Raw genomic sequence first — 19,180 nt, forward strand, 5'->3', positions numbered from 1 at the left:
CTGATCTTTATTCTCATGGAAGATAGATTGTAAATTCGATGGCCTGTTGGCGGTCAACTCCTCCGATTTGCGACAATACAGAAATATTTATGCTGGACTGGTACTAAAACACGATATAAGTGCAGACCTACTGTTGAGGATCTCTCGACAAGCTTGATCTCAAGCCCATAGTGAGTGGTAAATAAAAACGGAACGGCCAGTTTTTGACTGGGTAGACGCTAAATGAGCATATTAAGCAATAAAATTTATGGATTTTGGGGAGGATGAGCGGCCCCCCTTTGGCAAGTTAGCCTTGCTCTACAGGTGGAGCCGTGAGTTATTGATAGGTTTCCCCGATAAAGCCCTGGTGAGGCGAAATCAGTATTTGCAGACAGAGCAGGCCAAACAGATAACATTCACGAGATAAGTTGGTATTTTTTAGCTCTGTCACATTAAATATAAACACTTAACGCCATTGTGGGAACGGGTGAAAACCACTCTTGTAACACTTTAAGAAAAGTGATATTAAAATCAGTTGGAGTTTATTAATTTGATTGCAATTTGAATTATTAATATAGGAAGGTATGTTACGAAAATGAATATTAACGTCACGGATACGCCAAACCCACAAGACGAAGAGTATGTCATTGATAGTCTTTGGGCTCACAATAATAAAACTGAAGCTGTAGACATTCATCCGCTATTCTTAACGGTTACCAACGACAACGGCAAAATTGTGGCAGGATTGGTTGCCAGGACCTGGTGGGGTGGGCTTGAGGTCCAATATCTTTGGGTCAGTGATGAATATCGTAAAAGTGGCTATGGTCGCCAATTAATGGAAAAAGCAGAAGAAGAAGCCATAAAACGCGGCTGTCATATGGCTTATGTAGATACTTTCGATTTCCAGGCCAGAGGTTTTTATGAAAAGTTAGGCTATCGTGTCTATGGCGATTTAGGTGGATATGCCAAAAAACATACTCGGCACTATCTGGCAAAAGAAATTTAACCGGTTTTAATCGGCGAGGTCGTAATGGATTTGCCCGATAAAAATAATGAAATTTATTTCAAGGGCCTTATTGCCATGATGGAGCACCTCAGTGAGCCATGGGGCATTAAAGATCTGAATTCCCGCCATATCTATATGAACAAGGCAGCCTATCTTTATACCAATACACCATTGAACTTTGAGATAGAGGGGAAGCTGGACGATGAGTTTCCTGCTAACTGGGCTGAATTTTCTCCCGAGTTTATGGAGCATGATAAGAGAACCGAAGAGTCACAAGATCGGGTTACTGTCATAGAAACACATTATTGGTATGGTAAAGATACTCTGACCCCCTTTATCAGTGAAAAGCTGCCTATTTATAATGATAAAAAAGAAGTCATTGGTGTTATGTGGAGTGCCAAACCACTTAATACTTTATCTCCACTCAAATACATAAACCAACAAAAACCAAGCGTCCTGACCACCGAAATTAATAGTAAAACTTTTACCCGTGCTGAGCTTGACGTTATATTTTTAATGTTGCAAAGACTTTCTGTTAAAGAGATCGCTAAGATATATAACATCAGCACTAAAACAATAGAAAACAGAATATATACTATTTATCAAAAATCTGATGTCCACACGTTGCAACAGTTTGAGGAGTTTTGCAAATTTGCACATTTGGATAATTATATTCCGGATCGACTGGTAGCAAAAGGAATCCAGTTTATCTGAACTACAAGGGTGCACTTTATCGTGATCAAAATTGAAGACTATCCATTAAGCCGCGTGCCACAGGATAAAAGGGTTTCATTTTTAAGCGTTGCCATCGTTCACATGGGTATGTTGACCGCGCTGGATCAATTTATGCTGGGGGCGGTGCTGGGTAACTCCATGACACTGACTGATGCATTCACCGCAATCCTTATTGGCAGCATAATATTTGGTGTGGTGACCTACGGTCTTGGGCTGGCCGGTATGCGTGAAGGGATCTCCGGTAGCCTGTTGGCTCGCTGGTGTGGCTTTGGTCGCTTAGGCTCAGTACTGATCGGGATTGTGGTGGCGGTGAGCTTACTGGGTTGGTTTGGTATACAAAACGCTATTTTCGCCAAATCGCTTGATTTCGCTTTGGGTAATAAACTGGGATTCGGATTCGCGGCAGCTTTATCGGGTAGCCTGCTGACTATCTTGGTGGCATTTGGTTTTAAGGCATTGCGCATCGCCGCACGTATTGCGGTTCCGATGTTTATTTTGCTGGTGGCTTATATCTCTATTAGTACGCTGTCCGGGCATAATCTGCATGAAATTATGCAGTTGATACCACCGGGTGATCCTCTGTCTATCAGCGCAGGTATCACTATCGTTGTCGGGGGCGCTATCGTGGCAAGCCTGATGACCCCTGACCTAACGCGTTATTCCAAAAATGGGAAGCATGTGTTGGGTGTGACGATTTTCACCATTGTGGCCGGGGAGTTCGTGGTCAATGGCCTGGCTATCTTGATTGCTAAAACGCTGGGAACAGCTGATGTGGTGACTATTATGTCTCAGGCCGCGGGTGGTGCAGGCTTGCTGGTGGTGGTGTTCTCAACATTAAGAGTTAATGACCTTAATCTGTACTCTTCGTCCCTCGGTATCGTCAATGCGGTCGAGGGGTTGACCGGGAAAAAACTGAAATACACCTTAACCACGTTAGTTATCGGCGTTCTGGGTACGACACTTTCCGTGTTAGGGATTTTGGATCGGTTTGTGGATTTCCTTACAGTGCTAGGTGTGGTATTCCCGCCGATTATCGGCATCATGCTGGTGGACTATTTTGTGTTGCGCTCTCATCGCAATATTCTGGATAAGAGTCGACTGGAAGGGAAACTCCCTGACGAAACTCAAACACCGGTTATCGGTTGGGTTGCCATTATCGCCAGTATTGTCGGCAGTGTTATCGGATTGGTGACTGAGTGGGGGATTCCAACCATTAACTCGCTGGTTGCCGCCAGCTTGATATATTGGCTATTCAAAGTGGCAGTCAGTCGTAATCAAAAAAGCATTGAATCAGAAAAAGCGATTTAACGTTATTCTGAATACTCCTCGCAGTGCGGGGAGTATTTGGAAATTCATTCATTACCTGCTCGCACTCAAACTACTGATACAGCCTCGGCAAACTTTTAATCTACGCCTGCTATTCCATCTGATTCTTTTTGAGGGTACTTTGCCGTTGCTAGCGCTGGCCCATGCTTCTTTCTACTATCGCCATAATCAACTCAAATAGCTCAGATTTTGCCTGTGAGGCGGTGATTTCGCCGCTAGCAGCAGAACACGATAACCCTTCTGCTGCACCTAGCAATGCCCATAGGCTGGCATCTGAAATCAGATTCCCTTTAGCATAGGGCGCGAGTATATTCCGGCATTTGCGGATGTACGCCTTAGAATATTCACGTTTCATCTCATCCAGCTCAGGCGTGCCTTTTAATGCTGCAATGACCCCAGAGATTTCCTGCCCCTGAAGCAGGACACAGTCAATATATGATGAAGCGGTCACAGTGGCGATAGCAGTGAGTGTTGGCTCGCATTGCGCAATGGCCGCGTCCATCAATGCGGTTTGGCGGCTATCAAACTCTTTATAAAGTTCGGCAAAAAGTCCAGCTCGGGTGCCGAAATGGTCATAAACCACCGGTTTAGTGACGCCGGAGCGCTCAGCAAGGCGGCCTAGCGTCAGGGCTTCAGTGCCTTCTTCCCGCACCAGTTGCCATGCTGTATTCATTAATTGGTGGTAACGCTCTTCACGCGATAGGCGAAGTCGTGACGATACATTCTTTTTGCTAGTTGACATGCTTATATACCAAAGGTAACTTACCAACAGTAACTTACTAATGGTATATAGATTACGCCAACGGCATTTTAATGGCAATCAGGAGTCAGATTATGCATTCACTTATCGTTACCTCACATCCGCTTCATGAATCACTCACTAACAGTGTTGCACGACAGATTGCAGCGGGGTTGGTTGCATCGGATTCTACACACACTTATGAGATTGCCGATATTGCTACCGAAGGTTTTGACCCAAGGTTTACCGCAGTGGATATTGCTGCTTTTAATCGGCAAGCTTCGCTGTCGGATGATGTGCTGGCGGAGCAACAGAGGATTGAGCGAGCAGATGCGCTGGTATTAGTGTTCCCAATTTACTGGTGGTCGATGCCCGCATTGTTAAAAGGATGGATTGATCGCGTGTTTTCCAATGGCTGGGCCTATGATGACGCGGGAGAGTTGATCAAAAAGCTGACGCATCTGCCAGTACATATCATTGGAATCGGTGCAGCCGCGCATAAGACTTATATCAATCATGGCTTTGCCGAAGCGATGAAAATACAGATTGAGCACGGTATTTTCAATTTCTGCGGTGCGCCGGTGATGAGTTCAACCGTGTTACTGCTGCCAGACTTAGGTGGCCCTGGTCCGGTACTTGAAGCCGCATATAATATGGGTACCAATATCTTTACCTGCGAGACAGCAGCAGGATGATGGCCTGAAAGTTAGTGATTCCACTTCTGTTTATCCTCCATGGAGAAGTGGAATCAACTAGATTTAATTACGCAATTGGCAACGTTTTTCGCGTTTTTTTAGGCTTCAGATAACGTGAAGGCCAGATCTCCGCAGGATGTAATTCCAGCACCTGTGTAATCAAGTTTTCGCCCTTCGGCCAATGGCGCAACAACGTATTCGCCAGCGTTGAAGAGGCCAGCCCTGACTCTCGGGAAAGTGCCGCCATCGTTGTACCGCGTTTTTTCAAACCCGCGATAATATCTGCCGGATGCCAGTCTTGTTTATCCATAATGTTTAATCCTCCATGTGATGTGTTCGAGTAATTATCCTATCCGCGTAAAATATCCCAAAACAGGATATTTTTGGGGTATGGATTGTTGTGGTTAATTTAGATTTTGTATGGTTATCCGAGTTAGGGCTGAAGATATATTGGGAGGATAGGGTACCCATACCCCACAACACCTGGCATAGTTAACGCATTCAATAAAATGACTCACTAATTTCGGGTGACGATGCATGGCGGCGGTAAATCACTGGACGCGGGATCAACTGTTAGTTGCTTTTACACTGTATAGCCAAATTCCCTTTGGCAAATTGCATTCCAGAAATCCCGATATTATTCATTACGCCGCGTTAATTGGCAGAACCCCTTCGGCACTCGCGATGAAGTTGGTCAATTTAGCCAGTCTGGACCCTTTTATTACTGACTCAGGCCGCAGTGGTTTAACGAGTGTCTCTAAGGCCGACCGAGCTTTATGGCTGGAATTGAATGAGAATGCTGAAGTTTTTGAATTGCAATGCCAACAGGCGATGAGTGAGTTAGAAAAGCCGATTACCCAACTGTTTGATAGTAATATTAAAGTTGATAATAGTATTAACACCGACAGTGGTATTAAAGACTTTAGTGGCGGCGAAAGAACTATGATTATTAAAGCGAGGGTCGGTCAGCAATTATTTCGTAAAAATGTACTGCACATCTATGACAATCGTTGCTGTATTACTGAACTAGAAGTACCTGCATTACTCGTTGCCAGCCATATTCGCCCATGGAGTCACGGCGCTGAACATCGGCTTAATCCCAGTAATGGTCTGTGTCTTTCAAGTTTGCACGACCGGGCCTTTGATCAGGGATTAATCACCTTTAATGAGCATCTGGAAATGGTGTTATCCCCTCAGATCAAAAAACTCAAAAGCAGTATCAGTGAAGATAATTTCGCTAAATATGAAGGGCGGAAGCTGCGTTTACCGGTTAAGTTTTCCCCCGATGAAGGGCAGATGGCGTATCACCGCCAGAATATCTTCATAAAATAGAACACGCTGACAAAGTGAAATGAAGGGGATACTTACTGTTGGGGCAATAGTGGCGTAAACCACCGTGCACTCTGAGTGCGGTAAACCCTTCATTCACTGCGCCAGGAATCGCGTTGTTATAAACCTCAGTGTGTCAGGTTTATTTCAACAAGAACGATTGACCCTGTTTCAGCACTAAATCACAGGCTTTGGTTTTGATTTTTTCAGTGATTTGCTCACTGCCCAGATCGTTCAAATTCAAACTCTTACCTTCACCGGTTTTCAGTAATCCGCCTAAACCTTCCTGATAGTCCTGGCTCTTGGCATTTTCGGTACTGGTGATACCCAGTTTACTCATCAATTGGTCTTTAATCGCCGAAGTGCCATTGGCCGACAGTACATTGTTTTGTACGCAATATTGCAATATACCGGCAGCATTGGTCATGGTGCTGGCACTAAGCCCTTTATCGCCGCCATTGAGTAAGCCGGTCAATGACGACAATGAAGATGAGCTATCACCCGATTTACTGTATTGGTCAGCAGCACTTTTTACTGAATCCAATAGGCTATTGGCGTGAACGGTAGCCGTCAGCAGCGTGGTAGAAAAAGCCAAAGCCAGCGCCAGGCGATAAGTGGTGTTCATAGAAACTCCTGTTTTACAGCGGCCTCACTGCCATGAGGCCGTGATACCACCAGAAAGACTGCTAATTATTTTCTTCGGCGCTAAGAATAACGCAAAGGAGACATTTTGCTGATAGGTGTTATCTGATAACGCGGCAACTTGCTGAATTACCACGGGCTTCATATCGCGTTTAAATTCCCCCTATTAATGCCCATACCTTAGGCGCAAAACCTCCGGGTAAGGGTCAAAATAGCGCTGCTGGGCAAGATAGCTGTCGGGATATTCAGCTAAATAATGTTTGAGCAGGGTAATGGGGGCAAGCAGTGGCTGACTGCCTTGACGATAACGCAAAATCAGTTGTGCCAGCTCGCTGCGTTGCCGGGGGCTGAGTTGGTTGCTGAAATAGCCTTGGACATGCTGCAAGACATTGGTGTGACCACGGCGCGAGGAGTGTTGGCTCATCAGGGCCATCAGCCGGTTACGGTATTCAAAAGCACATTCATTAATTGAAGGCCATTGGTCGATAGCCGCAACGAAACGCCCTAATTCACGGTAGGCAGGTTGCGAATGAGCTAGTAATAATAATTTATAGCGGCTATGGAAAGCGATCAGCCGGGCGCGGCTCATGCCTTGTTGCCATAGCTGATTAAACTCGTGTAAGGCATAGATTCGTGCCACAAAATTCTCTTTCAGCTCTGGGTCACACAGGCGGCCATCTTCCTCAATGGGGAGCCACGGTAGTTGGCGCATTAATTCTTGAGTGAAAATGCCAGTACCACTTTTGCGGTTATTTTTGCCATCGGCTTCATACACCCGCACCCGCTCCATGCCGCAGCTAGGGGATTTGGCGCAAACCACATAGCCACTTAAATGCTGCAATCCCGCAATTCTTTTCGCGGAGAAGTCCTGCATGGCGCGGGTCAGGTCGGTTTCTGGTTGGTTACTAAAGCTGAGACGAATATCATCAGCGCCTGCTTTAACCAAGCGTAGCGCTGGGCGGGGCGAAGGCAGCCCGATTGCCATCTCAGGGCAGACCGGCTCAAAATGAACAAAAGGGGCCAACTCGTCCACGGCAAATGTTAGACGTTTATGCCCGCCATCGAAACGTACTTTCTCACCTAACAGGCAAGCGCTGATACCGACGGCGATTTTGTCTGACATGGTTTTGCCTCATTATTTATCGTGATTACACTTATCTACCTTCATTATAGTTAAGGTCTAAGCATTTCCGGTACTGGTGATGATCAGTTTACTCATTAAGCATTTTGCTGATAGGTATCATCTTATAACGCGGAATATTCCCAATATATCGGGGCCAATAATCCTATAATTATCAGCCCCGGAGTAATACGAGTCAGTTTTTACCCTTCATTAACGGCTGGCTTTGATTGGCGAAATTTACGTACTACTCGCAGGATTGGCGGCAGCACCAACACCAGCACGGCCAGTATTAGCAAGCTTTTTGCAATAGGGCTCGACCACAAAATAGTGTAATTGCCATTGCTAATGGACAGTGCACGACGCAGGTTTTGCTCCAGCATTTCGCCCAGAACAAAGCCTAAAATCAGCGGGGACATGGGGAAGTTCATTTTTCTCAGCAGATAGCCAAAGATACCCAATCCGACCATGAGCATCAGGTCGAAAGTGGTGCTGTGCACCGCATAGACCCCCACCGCAGAGACTGCTGCAATGGCGGGGACCAGGAACCATAACGGAATGGTTAACATGCGGGTGAAGAAGCCAACCAGAGGTAGGTTCATCAGCAGTAATATAACGTTGGCTATCAACAGCGAGGCAATTAACCCCCAGACAATATCCGGTTGCTCGGTGAACATCGCAGGCCCCGGTGTGATGTTATACAGGGTCAATGCTCCCATCATTACCGCCGTAGTGCCTGAGCCTGGAACGCCCAGAGTGAGCATCGGAATAAAAGATCCACAGGCAGAAGCATTATTCGCCGCTTCAGGTGCGGCAACACCACGAATATCCCCTTTACCAAAACTATCGCTGTTACCACTGATGCGCTTTTCGGTCATGTAGGTCAGCGCACTGGCGATGGTTGCCCCTGCGCCCGGCAAAATCCCAACAAAGAAACCGATCACTGAAGATCGCAGTGTTGGCCCGACACATTCTGCCGCTTCTTTGCGGTTGAACATCAGGCGACCGGTTTTACGCACCAGTTTCTGGCCGGTACTGGTACTTTCCAGCATCAACAAGATCTCACTGACCGAGAACAAGCCGATCACCACTACGATAAATTGAATTCCATCAGAGAGGTGGACACTATCAAAGGTGAAGCGATAAACGCCGGTGTTTGCATCAACGCCTACTGTCGCCAACCCCAATCCGATTAAGGCGGCTAGCAGTGATTTCAAGGGGTTTTGGCTCATCATGCTGCCAAGGCAGGCGATGGCGAAGACCATTAACGCGAAATACTCCGATGGGCCGAATGCCAGTGACCACTGTGCCAGTAGCGGTGCAAACAGAATGATCCCACCAATAGCCAAGAGTGAACCAACAAATGAGCTAACTGCTGAAATGGATAGCGCTACACCGGCACGGCCCTGCTGCGCCATCGGATAACCATCAAGGGCGGTCATGATAGCCGCGGCATCACCGGGGACATTAAGTAATATGGATGAGATGCGCCCACCATATTCACAACCGATATAAACCGTAGCCAGCAAGATCAGGGCAGACTCGGCGGGCAGTTTTAGGGCAAAAGCGAGTGGCAGCAAAATGGCCACGCCGTTGATCGGCCCCAGTCCTGGGAGTAAGCCAACAATGGTACCGATAAAGCAGCCTATCAGGGCAATCATCAGGTTTTGTGGTGTTAATGCCACCTCAAATCCTTGCGATAAATACATCCAAGTTTCCATCACAGCCTCGTTAGTTCAGCCAAACGCCAAGTGGTAGGGTGACATCAAGTAAATAGTCAAAGGCATAGAATAATGACGCGCCCAGAACCACGCCGGACAGCGCAGCGACCCATATTTTTGCCTCAAATAACAATGCGATGCTAAATGTTAGTAGGGCTGTCGCCAGCGGGAATCCAAGCGACTCAAATCCCCAGGCATAGAGCACCAGCGTAATCACCATCACCAACAGGCGATGCAATACTTTGGCGTGCGGCCATGCGATAACGTCTGGTTTACGCAGCAGCAATAGCACCGCGCACAGTGTCATTAACGCCAGAATTGCCATCGGGAAAGGGCGCGGGCCTAGCGGCTCGTAACTGTATTCGCTTTGAATTCCCCAGCCGATAAATAAGCCGCTGATACAGAGCAGGATCCAGATACTGGCAAAAATACGATCGCTCATGATCTTTCTCCTTAATTATTTGGCCAGCCCGAATGCTTTAGCTTGTTCACGATATTGTTCAATCTGTTTTTTGACATACACATCCAGCTCTTTGCCGGTCAGGTTGAACTCAAATAAGCCGCGTAATTCACGCTGTTTTTTGAACTCGTCAGTTTGTACCAAGGTGTTAAAGGTCTCCGTCCACCATTGATATTCGGCATCACTGACCTTCGGCCCGAGATAGAAACCACGAATAATCGGCCACACTAAATTGAAGCCTTGTTCTTTAGCCGTAGGAATATTAGCCAGTTGGCCAGGCAGGCGTTGTTCTGCATAAACAGCCAATATCCGTAGTTTGTCGCCTGCCAGATAGGGCACCATTTCACTTAAGTCCCCGGACACCGCCTGAATATGGTTACCTAACAATGCGGTAACCGGTTCACCGCCACCCTCAAAGGCCACATAGCGCATTTTATGGGGATCGACGCCCACCTCACGGGCCAGTAACGCCGTTTTCATCCAGTCCTGGCTGCCAATCGAGGCACCGGCCCCGAATACCACGCTGTTAGGATCTTGTTTAAAGGCATCCATCAGGTCTTTTAGCGTTTTATAGGGAGAGTCAGCCCGCACGGCGATCATGCCGTAATCAGTGCCAACGGCCGCCAGCCACTTCACATCGTCAGGGCTATAACGGCCAAATTTATTTTGTGCCAGATTAAGTAAAGAGCCGCCGGAGAACGCGACCACGGTGCCAAACTCTGCTGGCCGTTGCGCGACGATGGCGTTATAGGCAACCGCTCCGACACCTCCCGGCATATAGCTGACCCGCATCGGGCGATCAATTGCTTTAGTCTCTTGCAGGGAAACCTGAATCAATTTACAGGTAAGATCAAAGCCGCCGCCGGGTTTGGCCGGCGCAATACATTCTGTTCTGCCAGGTGCCTCGATAGCCTGTGCCATTTGTGCTGTCAGTATCAGAATCGAGGCGGCTAAAGTGCGGGTAATTATCCTTTTCATATTATTCCCTCATTATTTTCTTCTAAATTGTGAGCCTTCCCGCGATTGCGAGGTTGCTGAATTGTTAATAGATTAACCTTTCAGTTACCTTTCAATGGGAAGGAAAAAGTACAGGATGTGATATGCGTCTCTTGTTGGTAGAGGATCACCCCGAGTTATCTCACTGGTTACAGAAAGCATTGACTCATGCGGGCTTCGCTGTGGATGTGGCAAATGATGGTGTTGCCGCCGATCATTTGCTGCAAAACGAAAATTACACGCTGGTGGTATTGGATGTGGCGTTGCCACGTTTGAACGGGTTAGATTTGCTGGCCCGGCTACGTAAGCGTGGGCAAACGTTGCCGGTGCTGTTGTTGACCGCCAGAACGGAAGTGGCAGACCGGGTGAAAGGACTGAACTTGGGGGCGGATGACTATTTGACGAAACCGTTTGAACTGGATGAACTGGAGGCGCGGATACGTGCTCTATTACGGCGTAGTGTCGGCGGAACCGGGCAGGCGGTGCAATTTGGTGAGTTGACCTATCACGACGAAGGTTACTTTCTGTTAGCGGATAAGCCATTGGCGCTGACACCGCGGGAATCGGCAGTATTAACCTCACTGATGCATCGCCGGGGTAGGCCAGTTGCCAAACAACAACTGTTTGAGCAGGTATTTACCTTATCTGATGATGCCAATCCAGAAAGTATTGAACTGTATGTGCATCGGGTGCGTAAAAAGCTGCATGGCAGTAATGTCTCTATCCAGACTTTACGCGGTTTAGGTTACAGCCTGGAATGCACTGATGGCGTGCTCTAACACGACTGTGCCACGATGGTTTAAAGCCCCACGTTCGCTGTTTCATCAATTGCTGCTGTTTTTTGGTGTCCCGCTACTGATTTTGGGCGGGATCTCTATTTATACCCATTATATCAGTGCAATGAATGCGGCTACGTTAGCTTATGACCGCACGTTATTAGCCTCTGCCCGAACGGTGGCGGAGCGGTTGGTTGTTCGTCATGGGCAGCTAGAGGTTGATGTCCCTTATATTGTCCTCGATAGTTTTGAGCGCAATATGAATGATCAGCTTTACTATCAGGTGATTACGCCAGAGGGGAAAAGTATAGCTGGCTACAATGATTTACCGCCTTTCCCGCTGAATACGCCACGATCTCTTCTCTACCCTGCATTGGTACATTTTTATGATGCCGAGTACCGAGGCAAACCAATACGTGTGGCTGCGCTTTATCAACCGGTTAATGAGTCTGGTGTTATGGGGATGGCGATGGTGCTGGTGGCTGAAACGCTAGCATCCCGCCATGATCTGGCACAGCAGATCATGATATCGGCAGTCTTGACCCAAGGTACGCTGGTGCTCTTGACGCTGGTAATGGCGTATATCTTACTCAAAGGCATTCTCAAGCCACTACGTAAGCTGTCGGGCCTGATGCTGCGTCGAGATCCCGGTGAGCTGACCCCGCTCCCCAAAGTGTTGCCATGGTCAGAAATGGAACCGTTGTTATTGGCCTTTGATCGCTACATCGAGCGTTTACGGGAAATGGTGGCACGTCAGGGGCGCTTTAGTGCTGATGCCTCTCATCAATTGCGTACACCGTTAACGGTGTTGAAAACGCAGGTGGCGGTGGCCCTGGCCAGTGACTCCCCACAACAATGGCGTGAAAGCCTGGTGGCGATGCGCGGGACACTGGATCACACCGTTTCCCTGACGGATCGGTTATTGCAATTATCACGGATGAAAGTGCACGAGCGCAGACTACAACCGGTTAATCTCGGCCCACTATTACGTGACGCGTGTTTTGCACACCTTGCTCAAGCCCGCAGCAAGCAGATTGATCTGGGCTATGAGGGGGTGTCTGAGTGCTGGATCGAGGGGGATGCCTTATTGCTGACTGAACTGTGCGATAACCTGCTGGATAACGCGTTGAAATACACGCCAAAGCATGGCGTGGTGACGGTACGGTTGGTTATAGGCGGTGACACAGGGCGCTGTTGGTTAGAAATAGAAGACAGTGGCCCTGGTATTGCACAAGATGAAGCTGCGCAAGCGCTGATGCCATTCCACCGGTTGGATAATGTGGGTGAGCAGCAAGGGGCGGGGCTGGGGTTAGCATTGGTAAAAGACATTACGACCTACCATAAAACCCGCCCAGAGTTATTGCACAGTGAGTTACTAGGCGGTTTATGGGTGCGGATAAGTTTTAGCGTGTGCGCGTGATGTGGCTCAGTCGCTAAATTTGCCATGTGGTTCCAACATGCGGGCAGCGTAGGAAATCGGCTGCCCGTGTCGGCTAAGGCATCAGGCCGATAAATACTGTTTTCTTGCGTGGGCCGGTCATCAATCCCTCCAGTTGCTCGACACACTTCAGGTAATGGGGGGTTTTCTTGTGGGCCGCCACCGCAGCTTCATCGGTATAGGCTTCATAGATATAAAAACGGGTTGGGATCGTCTCGTCCCTTAGCACATCAAAACGCAAGTTCCCCGCCTCGCGGATAGAACCCTGATGATTGGCGCGAAAAACCTCAATAAACTGTTCAACTTTGTCATCTTTCACATTAATTTCGACGAGAGTCACGTGCATATTTGTCTCCTGATTACCAAAGGTCTCCTGATTACCGAAGACCTCCTTGTCACGGCTTACCAGTCACTGACTGGCAGCGATGCCCACTCAACCTTTTTCATCTAAGAACAGCTTATAGGCTGTTTGTGCATTTTCATTTTTATGTACCACCGCATGAACCGCTTTCAGCATGGCAATTGGGGCTTCTGACTGGAAGATATTGCGCCCCATATCTACACCTGACGCTCCCTGATCAATGGCTTGATAGCACATTTCCAATGCATCGCGTTCTGGCAGTTTCTTACCACCGGCAATGACGATAGGCACTGGACAACCGGCAGCGATACGTTCAAACCCACTGTCGACATAATAGGTTTTGATCACCTGTGCGCCCATCTCAGCGGCAATTCGGGTAGCCAGAGAGAAGTAACGCTGGTCGCGAGCCATGTCTTTACCGACGCCAGTCACGGCCATGGTAGGCATGCCGTAGCGCATTCCCTGATCAACTAATTGAATGATATTTTTAATCGACTGATGCTCGTGTTCAGTGCCGATATAGACTTGTGCAGCCACGGCGCAGGAGTTGAGCCGCAATGCATCTTCCATTGCCACCGCCACCGCTTCGTTGGATAAATCAGTCAGAATCGAGTTGGCACCAGATGCGCGCAGTACTACCGGGCGATTGGCCGACGCGGGGACGATACTGCGCAAAATGCCACGGGTACACATTAGGACGTCGGCATATTCAAACAGCGGGGCGATATTGATATCAATCCGCTCCAGGCCAGTGGTCGGCCCCTGAAAATAACCGTGATCAAATGCCAGCATTACCGTGCGATTGGTTTTCGGATTGAAAATTCGCGCCAGCCGGGATTGCATCCCCCAATCCAGTGAACCTGAGCCTTTCAGTGTAAAGGCAGGATTTATCTGCGGCACGCCAATACCGAAATCTTTACCGTCTTTAATATCGTCTAAATCAGCCATCTGTTATTACTCCCTTAGTCCTGTTCCGGCCCGCCGGTGGACGGGCCGCCGAGATTAAAAATCGTATTTGTCGATGTTTTCTTTAGTGAAAATGACCCGCTGTGGCAGTAACACAATGCCGCTGCCTTTGGCCTCATGGTCATAGCCCTGAATGCTATTCGGTGCCACTTCAACCACACCAATGTTCGGGATATCAATTTTATCGCCGACATTCAGGTCGCCTTTTTTCAGCATTTCATTGGCGACATAAACTGAAATCTTGCCTTGATTAACCACATCCCACAGACCGAATTCCTTGACCGTGCCGCGCTGAACATAAGGGCGCATCACGTTTGGAGTACTGAAGCCGACGATCGCCACGTTGTCGCGTTTCAGGTTTTCTGCTGCTTGCGCCGCAGCGGGCAGGGCGTTGGCATCTGGGGCAATAATGGCATCCAGATCGCTATAAGCTTTTAAGATGCCCTCTGCGGTTTGCAGTGATTTTGTGGCATCGTTATAGCCGAACTGGGTGGTAACCACTTCCCAACCGGGGTGATCTTGTTGGATTTTTTTCTTCGCTTCATTGACCCATTGGTTCTGATCGGTAACCGTCGGGCTGGAATAGAAGAAGGCGACCTTGGCTTTATCTTTTTTCACTTGATTCGCGGCCATATCGACCAGCATCGAACCCAATTGATTCGGGGTACCTTGGTTGATGTAAACCGAGCGACATTCTGGTTTGGTATCAGAGTCCCAGGTCAAGATTTTGACACCCCGTTGCATCGCGCGTTTTAACGCTGGGCACAGTCCATCCGGTGAGACTGCCGAAACCACAATGGCGTTGTAACCCTGATTGACGAAGTTATTGATTAACTGAACCTGGCCGGAAACACTCGGTTCTGTCGGGCCATCGTAGGTCACATCCACACCCAGCTCTTTACCGGCATCAACGGCACCTTTACCGCCGCTGGTGAAGAAGCCGACCCCGACCAGTTTCGGGATAAATGCGATGCGTTCTGCCGCTTGAGCAGTAGTGATACAGGCAAATCCAAGGGCACAAACCAGTGCCAGCTTTTTTAATCTTTGTGTTTTCATTGCTATCTCCGAAGAAGCTAGGGGTAGAGGTGTTGGCAATTTCACTACAAAAGAAAACAGGTATTAACTTAGGGTGTGTCTGCTGCGACGACGTTGCAGCCATTCATGAATCAGATGTCGGTGCAGGCTGATAGAGCGCCCAACCACCACCAGAATCAGCAATGCACCGGACAACGCACTCGATATCTGGTTTGGTGTGCCAATCATTTGCAAACCTTGCTGTAAGTAACCCACCAGTAATACCGCCAGTGCCGTCCCGAGGATGGAGCCAGAGCCGCCGTAGATGTTAGCGCCCCCCAGTACCACTGCGGTGATGGCTGGCATCAGGAACGAAGCCCCCAAATCAGAGCGTGCCGAACCGAAATAAGAGACCAATAGGACCGCGGCAATCGCAGACGCCACCCCCGTCAGGGCATACAGGATGCATAAGGTACGCGCGACGGGCAGGGCGCTGTAACGGGCCACCCGACTGTTTTGCCCGATAAGAAATACGTTGCGGCCGCTATGGGTGCGGTGCATCAGTAGCCAGAACAGCAGCACGCAGACCATAAAGATAACCAGTGGGACGGGCAGGCCGAACAACGTTTGGTTGGCAAAATCGGTAAAGGCTGTTGGGAAGCCGCCAATGCCCTCATAGCCGGTCGCGCCGGAAATGCCGGACAACAGCAAGGCGCTGCCGCCGAACAGGTACATGGTGCCTAGAGTTATGACCAACGGGTTGACGCCGGTATACAGAATCAGCCCGGCATTAATCAAACCGCATAACGCACCAACCACCAGTGTCAGCGGGATCGCGACACTCATGGGGACGCCAGCTTGAAACATCACGCCTAGGAATATGGAGCACAATCCGATAGTTGAACCGAATGAGATGTCAATTCCTCCACTGACAATCACCATGGTCAGCGGCAAAGCTACAATGCCGATGCAGATGAAATCACTGGTACTGAACAGCAGTACGTTGATATCCAGCATGCGAGAATTCGATAAACCAAACAGCAGGATTTCCAGCACTAACAGTGCAACCAAGGCCAGTTCCCATCCATAACGGCGATAAATATTCATCGCGCTACCTCTTTTTATACCCTTCATCTTTCAAATTGCAGGTGTGTTACCTGCTTCGTTTACCCGAATCACTTACCACTGTAAGCTCATCGGGATTCTCTCGTTTGCCGCCTTCCTGCATCATGAAATCTATTGGGTATAACGTTTTTCTTCTTATCCGAAGTTGTCGACTTACCAGAAACTGCCGGGCGAGCATTAAAGCGAGCATATTTCTGCCGGCGGATATTGCGCTCAATGGCACAACGCAGGCGGCCATCGAACACCAGTACACCCAGCAACACCAAACCGGCAATAAAGTCATTCCACCACGCAGGCAGGCGCAGTAGCACCAGCACGCTGTCGATTTGTGTTAATAGGTAAGCCCCCAGAATGGCCCCGAGAATGGTGCCGGTACCACCGAGCAGGCTGATCCCACCGAGAACACAGGCGGCGATGGCTTTCATCTCTAACCCACTGCCCGTCTGATTAGGGATAAAGCCAATTTGGGAGGCGAAGACAATCCCCGCCAGCGCGGCCATCACCCCATTCATTGAGAAGGCAAAAATACGAATACTGTCGGTGCGGATCCCCAGTTGGCGTGCACCCTGCAAGTTATCGCCGGTAGCATAGAAACTGCGGCCAAAGGCGGTTTTACCTAGCAACAAGGCCATAGCTACAATCAGCAGCATAATTAGCCAGCCGATAGGAGAGATAGAAAACAGAATCGGGGTGGATAAACTTTTCAAGTCTGCCGGCAGCCCTTCTATCCATTTCCCGCCGGTTATCAATAGCATCAGGCCGCGATACAACCCCAGCGTACCCAGGGTGGCGACAATCGCCGGGATGCGCAGCCAGGTAACCAAAATGCCATTAAAGAAGCCTGTCACCATGCCGACCAGCAGAGCAAACAGGCAGGAGATTGCCAGCCCGAAACCCGCATTGAGCGCCATACCCACAGTGACGGCACATAAGCCGGTAATGGAGCCGACGGACACATCGATATTGCGGGTTAGCATCACCATGGTGGCGCCGATGGCTAACAGGATCAGGATCTGTGCGCTGCTGAAAATCATGGTGAAGGTTTGCAAGGTGAAGTAATTACTGTCGATCACACCAAGCAAGGCAAATAAAGCCAAAATCGCCAACAGCGCGGTACCTTCGCGATTGTTTTGAATAAATTGATAGCTTTGAATAAATTTCAACATGATGCGCCCTCGCTTTCAGCAGATTGGCGCGCATCGGTATTATGTTCACCAAAGGCCAGATGCATAATGGTATCGACATTCATTTCCGCCCCACTGACTGCGCCACTGATTTCACCCTGATGCATGACCAACACCCGGGAAGCCATCTGCACGACTTCTTCCAGATCTGACGAGATAAAAATGATCGCCACATGCTGAGAGGCAATACTGCGGATCAATTGATAAATATCGCTGCGCGCTGATACATCTACGCCACGAGTAGGCTCATCAATAATCAGTAGCAACGGATTGGCCTCAAGGCATTTCGCAATCAACAGCTTTTGTTGATTGCCACCGGACAAGGTGCGCACGGGTTGCTCGAGGTGACTGAACTTAATGTTTAGTGCCCGCCGATAGCGTTCCAGAATGGCGGCTTCCTGTGCCGGATGTGTCCATAACCCCTGATTACCCTGGGTGAGCGAGCAGACATTCCAACTGAGCGGAGCATCCAGATAGAGGCCGGAGGCTTGACGGTCTTCCGGCAGATAAACCAACCCGGTTGCCAGACGATTGACGGTTTTCATCAATGTGATATCAATCCCTTCCAGCCTGACGTGGCCACCGCTGGCGGGTCGTAAACCATAGAGTGTTTCCGCGAGTTCTGTTCTGCCCGCACCAACCACCCCCGCTAATCCCAGGATTTCACCGGCATGCACCTCAAAAGAGATATGGGCAAAACCTTCACCACTCAGATCGGCAACTTCTATCACCGGTTGATTGGACTGAGCACGCGCTTGAGAGCGGCGGTTACCGGGCAGCTCCAGCCATAGCTTCTGGGTATCAGATAATTCGCTGTTTTTGGTCTGTGGCTTAATAGCCTGAATAATCGTATCGATGGAGAAATCAGTGGTGGCGCCACTTAGAGCGATGCCACCATCACGCATGACACTGACCCAATCTGCCAGTTGACGAATTTCAGGTAATTTGTGGGAGATAAATACCACTCCGACACCTTGCTGCAATAACATTTTGATTTGGCTAAATAGACGATTGGTTTCCGCCGGTGTTAGTGACGCTGTTGGCTCATCAAGGATCAAAATACGTGAGTCACGCATCAGGCCGCGCATAATTTCTACTAACTGTTGATCTGCTACATCCAGTGAACCGGCGCTGACTGACAGATCCAAATGGCAACCCAGGTTTTTGAGTAATTGCGCCATCTTCTTCTTGTCAGCCTGATGTTTGGGCAAACGAAACAGAATATTTTCTTGTACCGACAGATTGGCAAATAGCATCGGTTCTTGGGGGACCAAATAGATACCGAGTTGATGTGCTTTTGCTGGGGTAAGGTTAAGGCAGGGTTGCCCATTGATCTCGATGGTACCGCTGTCTGGTGGCAGCACGCCGGCGATGATCTTCATCAACGTCGATTTCCCCGCGCCATTTCCTCCCAACAGGGCATGTACCTGTCCTGGTTGCAGAGTAAAGTCGATACTCTTCAATACCACTACGCCGGAAAACTGCTTGCTGATACCACGAACCTGGAGCAGCGGTGGCGGATTGGTGTGCGGCATCAGTGGCTCCTGTTTATGAACAAAAATATTTTA

The 19,180-nt window shown here is 48.9% G+C and carries 21 protein-coding genes; 7 read left to right on the forward strand and 14 right to left on the reverse strand.

The genetic code is table 11. The features are described 5' to 3' along the window. The first annotated feature begins 574 nt into the window (after positions 1–574). Genes V2A85_RS13525 through V2A85_RS13535 form a run of 3 tightly spaced genes read left to right on the forward strand, consistent with a single transcriptional unit; the run spans position 575 to position 3,028 of the window. The gene (locus V2A85_RS13525) at positions 575–985 is read left to right on the forward strand and encodes a GNAT family N-acetyltransferase (protein WP_083160793.1); all 411 of its coding nucleotides are present in this window, start codon (positions 575–577) and stop codon (positions 983–985) included. Positions 986–1,009: 24 nt separating this feature from the next. Then, on the forward strand, positions 1,010–1,699 hold the full coding sequence (locus V2A85_RS13530) for a helix-turn-helix transcriptional regulator (RefSeq protein ID WP_083160791.1): 690 nt from the start codon (positions 1,010–1,012) through the stop codon (positions 1,697–1,699). A 21-nt stretch (positions 1,700–1,720) separates the two neighbouring features. Further along, positions 1,721–3,028 carry a cytosine permease gene (locus V2A85_RS13535; protein WP_372568624.1) on the forward strand — a complete coding sequence of 436 codons (1,308 nt, stop codon included), beginning with the start codon at positions 1,721–1,723 and terminating at the stop codon, positions 3,026–3,028. Positions 3,029–3,176: 148 nt separating this feature from the next. Here the strand turns inward: V2A85_RS13535 and V2A85_RS13540 are convergent, their stop codons facing one another. Further along, positions 3,177–3,719 carry a TetR/AcrR family transcriptional regulator gene (locus tag V2A85_RS13540; protein WP_372559814.1) on the reverse strand — a complete coding sequence of 181 codons (543 nt, stop codon included), beginning with the start codon at positions 3,717–3,719 and terminating at the stop codon, positions 3,177–3,179. Positions 3,720–3,880: 161 nt separating this feature from the next. Between V2A85_RS13540 and V2A85_RS13545 the strand changes: the two genes are divergently transcribed. Further along, the gene (locus tag V2A85_RS13545; RefSeq protein ID WP_372557901.1) at positions 3,881–4,480 is read left to right on the forward strand and encodes an NAD(P)H-dependent oxidoreductase; all 600 of its coding nucleotides are present in this window, start codon (positions 3,881–3,883) and stop codon (positions 4,478–4,480) included. Positions 4,481–4,547: 67 nt separating this feature from the next. Here V2A85_RS13545 and V2A85_RS13550 read toward each other — a convergent pair whose 3' ends face one another. Further along, on the reverse strand, positions 4,548–4,790 hold the full coding sequence (locus V2A85_RS13550; RefSeq protein WP_420071651.1) for a helix-turn-helix domain-containing protein: 243 nt from the start codon (positions 4,788–4,790) through the stop codon (positions 4,548–4,550). A gap of 227 nt (positions 4,791–5,017) precedes the next feature. Between V2A85_RS13550 and V2A85_RS13555 the strand changes: the two genes are divergently transcribed. Then, the gene (locus V2A85_RS13555; protein WP_372557902.1) at positions 5,018–5,812 is read left to right on the forward strand and encodes an HNH endonuclease; all 795 of its coding nucleotides are present in this window, start codon (positions 5,018–5,020) and stop codon (positions 5,810–5,812) included. Positions 5,813–5,951: 139 nt separating this feature from the next. Here V2A85_RS13555 and V2A85_RS13560 read toward each other — a convergent pair whose 3' ends face one another. The 6 genes from V2A85_RS13560 to V2A85_RS13585 all read right to left on the reverse strand — a co-directional run bounded on the left by V2A85_RS13560 (position 5,952) and on the right by V2A85_RS13585 (position 10,730). Further along, positions 5,952–6,434, reverse strand: coding sequence for a DUF2501 domain-containing protein (locus V2A85_RS13560; RefSeq protein WP_372557903.1), 483 nt, complete (start codon positions 6,432–6,434; stop codon positions 5,952–5,954). 24 nt (positions 6,435–6,458) lie between these two features. Beyond that, a complete protein-coding gene (locus tag V2A85_RS13565) occupies positions 6,459–6,596 on the reverse strand; it encodes a hypothetical protein (RefSeq protein WP_193784736.1) in 138 nt (45 codons plus the stop codon). 21 nt (positions 6,597–6,617) lie between these two features. Next, positions 6,618–7,574 (reverse strand): YbgA family protein, encoded by a 957-nt coding sequence (locus V2A85_RS13570; protein WP_372557904.1) that lies wholly within the window; start codon positions 7,572–7,574, stop codon positions 6,618–6,620. A gap of 200 nt (positions 7,575–7,774) precedes the next feature. Continuing rightward, entirely contained in the window at positions 7,775–9,292 is a 1,518-nt protein-coding gene (locus V2A85_RS13575) for a tripartite tricarboxylate transporter permease (protein ID WP_372557905.1), read from the reverse strand. A gap of 10 nt (positions 9,293–9,302) precedes the next feature. Further along, positions 9,303–9,734 carry a tripartite tricarboxylate transporter TctB family protein gene (locus tag V2A85_RS13580; RefSeq protein ID WP_083160778.1) on the reverse strand — a complete coding sequence of 144 codons (432 nt, stop codon included), beginning with the start codon at positions 9,732–9,734 and terminating at the stop codon, positions 9,303–9,305. 15 nt (positions 9,735–9,749) lie between these two features. Next, positions 9,750–10,730: a Bug family tripartite tricarboxylate transporter substrate binding protein gene (locus V2A85_RS13585; RefSeq protein WP_372557906.1), complete on the reverse strand. Its 981-nt coding sequence runs from the start codon at positions 10,728–10,730 to the stop codon at positions 9,750–9,752. Between the two features lie 122 nt (positions 10,731–10,852). On the opposite strand from V2A85_RS13585, the gene tctD reads away from it, so the two are divergent. Together tctD and V2A85_RS13595 are read left to right on the forward strand one after the other, a co-directional pair. After that, positions 10,853–11,527, forward strand: coding sequence for a transcriptional regulator TctD (tctD, locus tag V2A85_RS13590; protein ID WP_372557907.1), 675 nt, complete (start codon positions 10,853–10,855; stop codon positions 11,525–11,527). Then, a complete protein-coding gene (locus V2A85_RS13595; protein ID WP_420071652.1) occupies positions 11,514–12,944 on the forward strand; it encodes a sensor histidine kinase in 1,431 nt (476 codons plus the stop codon). Before tctD ends, V2A85_RS13595 begins: the two co-directional genes overlap by 14 nt. A gap of 73 nt (positions 12,945–13,017) precedes the next feature. On the opposite strand, the gene lsrG is transcribed toward V2A85_RS13595, so the two are convergent. The 6 genes from lsrG to lsrA all read right to left on the reverse strand — a co-directional run bounded on the left by lsrG (position 13,018) and on the right by lsrA (position 19,147). Further along, positions 13,018–13,308, reverse strand: coding sequence for a (4S)-4-hydroxy-5-phosphonooxypentane-2,3-dione isomerase (gene lsrG, locus V2A85_RS13600; RefSeq protein WP_372557909.1), 291 nt, complete (start codon positions 13,306–13,308; stop codon positions 13,018–13,020). Between the two features lie 87 nt (positions 13,309–13,395). Continuing rightward, entirely contained in the window at positions 13,396–14,271 is an 876-nt protein-coding gene (lsrF, locus tag V2A85_RS13605; RefSeq protein ID WP_083160768.1) for a 3-hydroxy-5-phosphonooxypentane-2,4-dione thiolase, read from the reverse strand. A 54-nt stretch (positions 14,272–14,325) separates the two neighbouring features. After that, positions 14,326–15,345 (reverse strand): autoinducer 2 ABC transporter substrate-binding protein LsrB, encoded by a 1,020-nt coding sequence (gene lsrB / locus V2A85_RS13610; protein WP_372557910.1) that lies wholly within the window; start codon positions 15,343–15,345, stop codon positions 14,326–14,328. Between the two features lie 63 nt (positions 15,346–15,408). Further along, positions 15,409–16,410, reverse strand: coding sequence for an autoinducer 2 ABC transporter permease LsrD (gene lsrD / locus V2A85_RS13615; RefSeq protein ID WP_372557911.1), 1,002 nt, complete (start codon positions 16,408–16,410; stop codon positions 15,409–15,411). A gap of 86 nt (positions 16,411–16,496) precedes the next feature. After that, a complete protein-coding gene (gene lsrC / locus V2A85_RS13620) occupies positions 16,497–17,594 on the reverse strand; it encodes an autoinducer 2 ABC transporter permease LsrC (RefSeq protein WP_372557912.1) in 1,098 nt (365 codons plus the stop codon). Further along, positions 17,588–19,147 (reverse strand): autoinducer 2 ABC transporter ATP-binding protein LsrA, encoded by a 1,560-nt coding sequence (gene lsrA, locus V2A85_RS13625; protein WP_372557913.1) that lies wholly within the window; start codon positions 19,145–19,147, stop codon positions 17,588–17,590. The genes lsrC and lsrA overlap by 7 nt, the downstream gene beginning before the upstream one ends. Positions 19,148–19,180: the final 33 nt, after the last annotated feature.

Source organism: Yersinia sp. 1252 StPb PI, assembly GCF_048593885.1.
GTDB classification, from domain to species: domain Bacteria; phylum Pseudomonadota; class Gammaproteobacteria; order Enterobacterales; family Enterobacteriaceae; genus Yersinia; species Yersinia enterocolitica_E.

What these genes read in the sequence shown, in the direction of transcription:
- V2A85_RS13525 (WP_083160793.1), top strand. Translation starts at nt 575, where the DNA reads ATGAATATTAACGTCACGGATACGCCAAACCCACAAGACGAAGAGTAT.
- V2A85_RS13530 (WP_083160791.1), top strand. Translation starts at nt 1,010, where the DNA reads ATGGATTTGCCCGATAAAAATAATGAAATTTATTTCAAGGGCCTTATT.
- V2A85_RS13540 (WP_372559814.1), bottom strand. Translation starts at nt 3,719, where the DNA reads ATGAATACAGCATGGCAACTGGTGCGGGAAGAAGGCACTGAAGCCCTG.
- V2A85_RS13545 (WP_372557901.1), top strand. Translation starts at nt 3,881, where the DNA reads ATGCATTCACTTATCGTTACCTCACATCCGCTTCATGAATCACTCACT.
- V2A85_RS13550 (WP_420071651.1), bottom strand. Translation starts at nt 4,790, where the DNA reads ATGGATAAACAAGACTGGCATCCGGCAGATATTATCGCGGGTTTGAAA.
- V2A85_RS13555 (WP_372557902.1), top strand. Translation starts at nt 5,018, where the DNA reads ATGGCGGCGGTAAATCACTGGACGCGGGATCAACTGTTAGTTGCTTTT.
- V2A85_RS13560 (WP_372557903.1), bottom strand. Translation starts at nt 6,434, where the DNA reads ATGAACACCACTTATCGCCTGGCGCTGGCTTTGGCTTTTTCTACCACG.
- V2A85_RS13565 (WP_193784736.1), bottom strand. Translation starts at nt 6,596, where the DNA reads ATGAAGCCCGTGGTAATTCAGCAAGTTGCCGCGTTATCAGATAACACC.
- V2A85_RS13570 (WP_372557904.1), bottom strand. Translation starts at nt 7,574, where the DNA reads ATGTCAGACAAAATCGCCGTCGGTATCAGCGCTTGCCTGTTAGGTGAG.
- V2A85_RS13575 (WP_372557905.1), bottom strand. Translation starts at nt 9,292, where the DNA reads ATGGAAACTTGGATGTATTTATCGCAAGGATTTGAGGTGGCATTAACA.
- V2A85_RS13580 (WP_083160778.1), bottom strand. Translation starts at nt 9,734, where the DNA reads ATGAGCGATCGTATTTTTGCCAGTATCTGGATCCTGCTCTGTATCAGC.
- V2A85_RS13585 (WP_372557906.1), bottom strand. Translation starts at nt 10,730, where the DNA reads ATGAAAAGGATAATTACCCGCACTTTAGCCGCCTCGATTCTGATACTG.
- tctD (WP_372557907.1), top strand. Translation starts at nt 10,853, where the DNA reads ATGCGTCTCTTGTTGGTAGAGGATCACCCCGAGTTATCTCACTGGTTA.
- V2A85_RS13595 (WP_420071652.1), top strand. Translation starts at nt 11,514, where the DNA reads ATGGCGTGCTCTAACACGACTGTGCCACGATGGTTTAAAGCCCCACGT.
- lsrG (WP_372557909.1), bottom strand. Translation starts at nt 13,308, where the DNA reads ATGCACGTGACTCTCGTCGAAATTAATGTGAAAGATGACAAAGTTGAA.
- lsrF (WP_083160768.1), bottom strand. Translation starts at nt 14,271, where the DNA reads ATGGCTGATTTAGACGATATTAAAGACGGTAAAGATTTCGGTATTGGC.
- lsrB (WP_372557910.1), bottom strand. Translation starts at nt 15,345, where the DNA reads ATGAAAACACAAAGATTAAAAAAGCTGGCACTGGTTTGTGCCCTTGGA.
- lsrD (WP_372557911.1), bottom strand. Translation starts at nt 16,410, where the DNA reads ATGAATATTTATCGCCGTTATGGATGGGAACTGGCCTTGGTTGCACTG.
- lsrC (WP_372557912.1), bottom strand. Translation starts at nt 17,594, where the DNA reads ATGTTGAAATTTATTCAAAGCTATCAATTTATTCAAAACAATCGCGAA.
- lsrA (WP_372557913.1), bottom strand. Translation starts at nt 19,147, where the DNA reads ATGCCGCACACCAATCCGCCACCGCTGCTCCAGGTTCGTGGTATCAGC.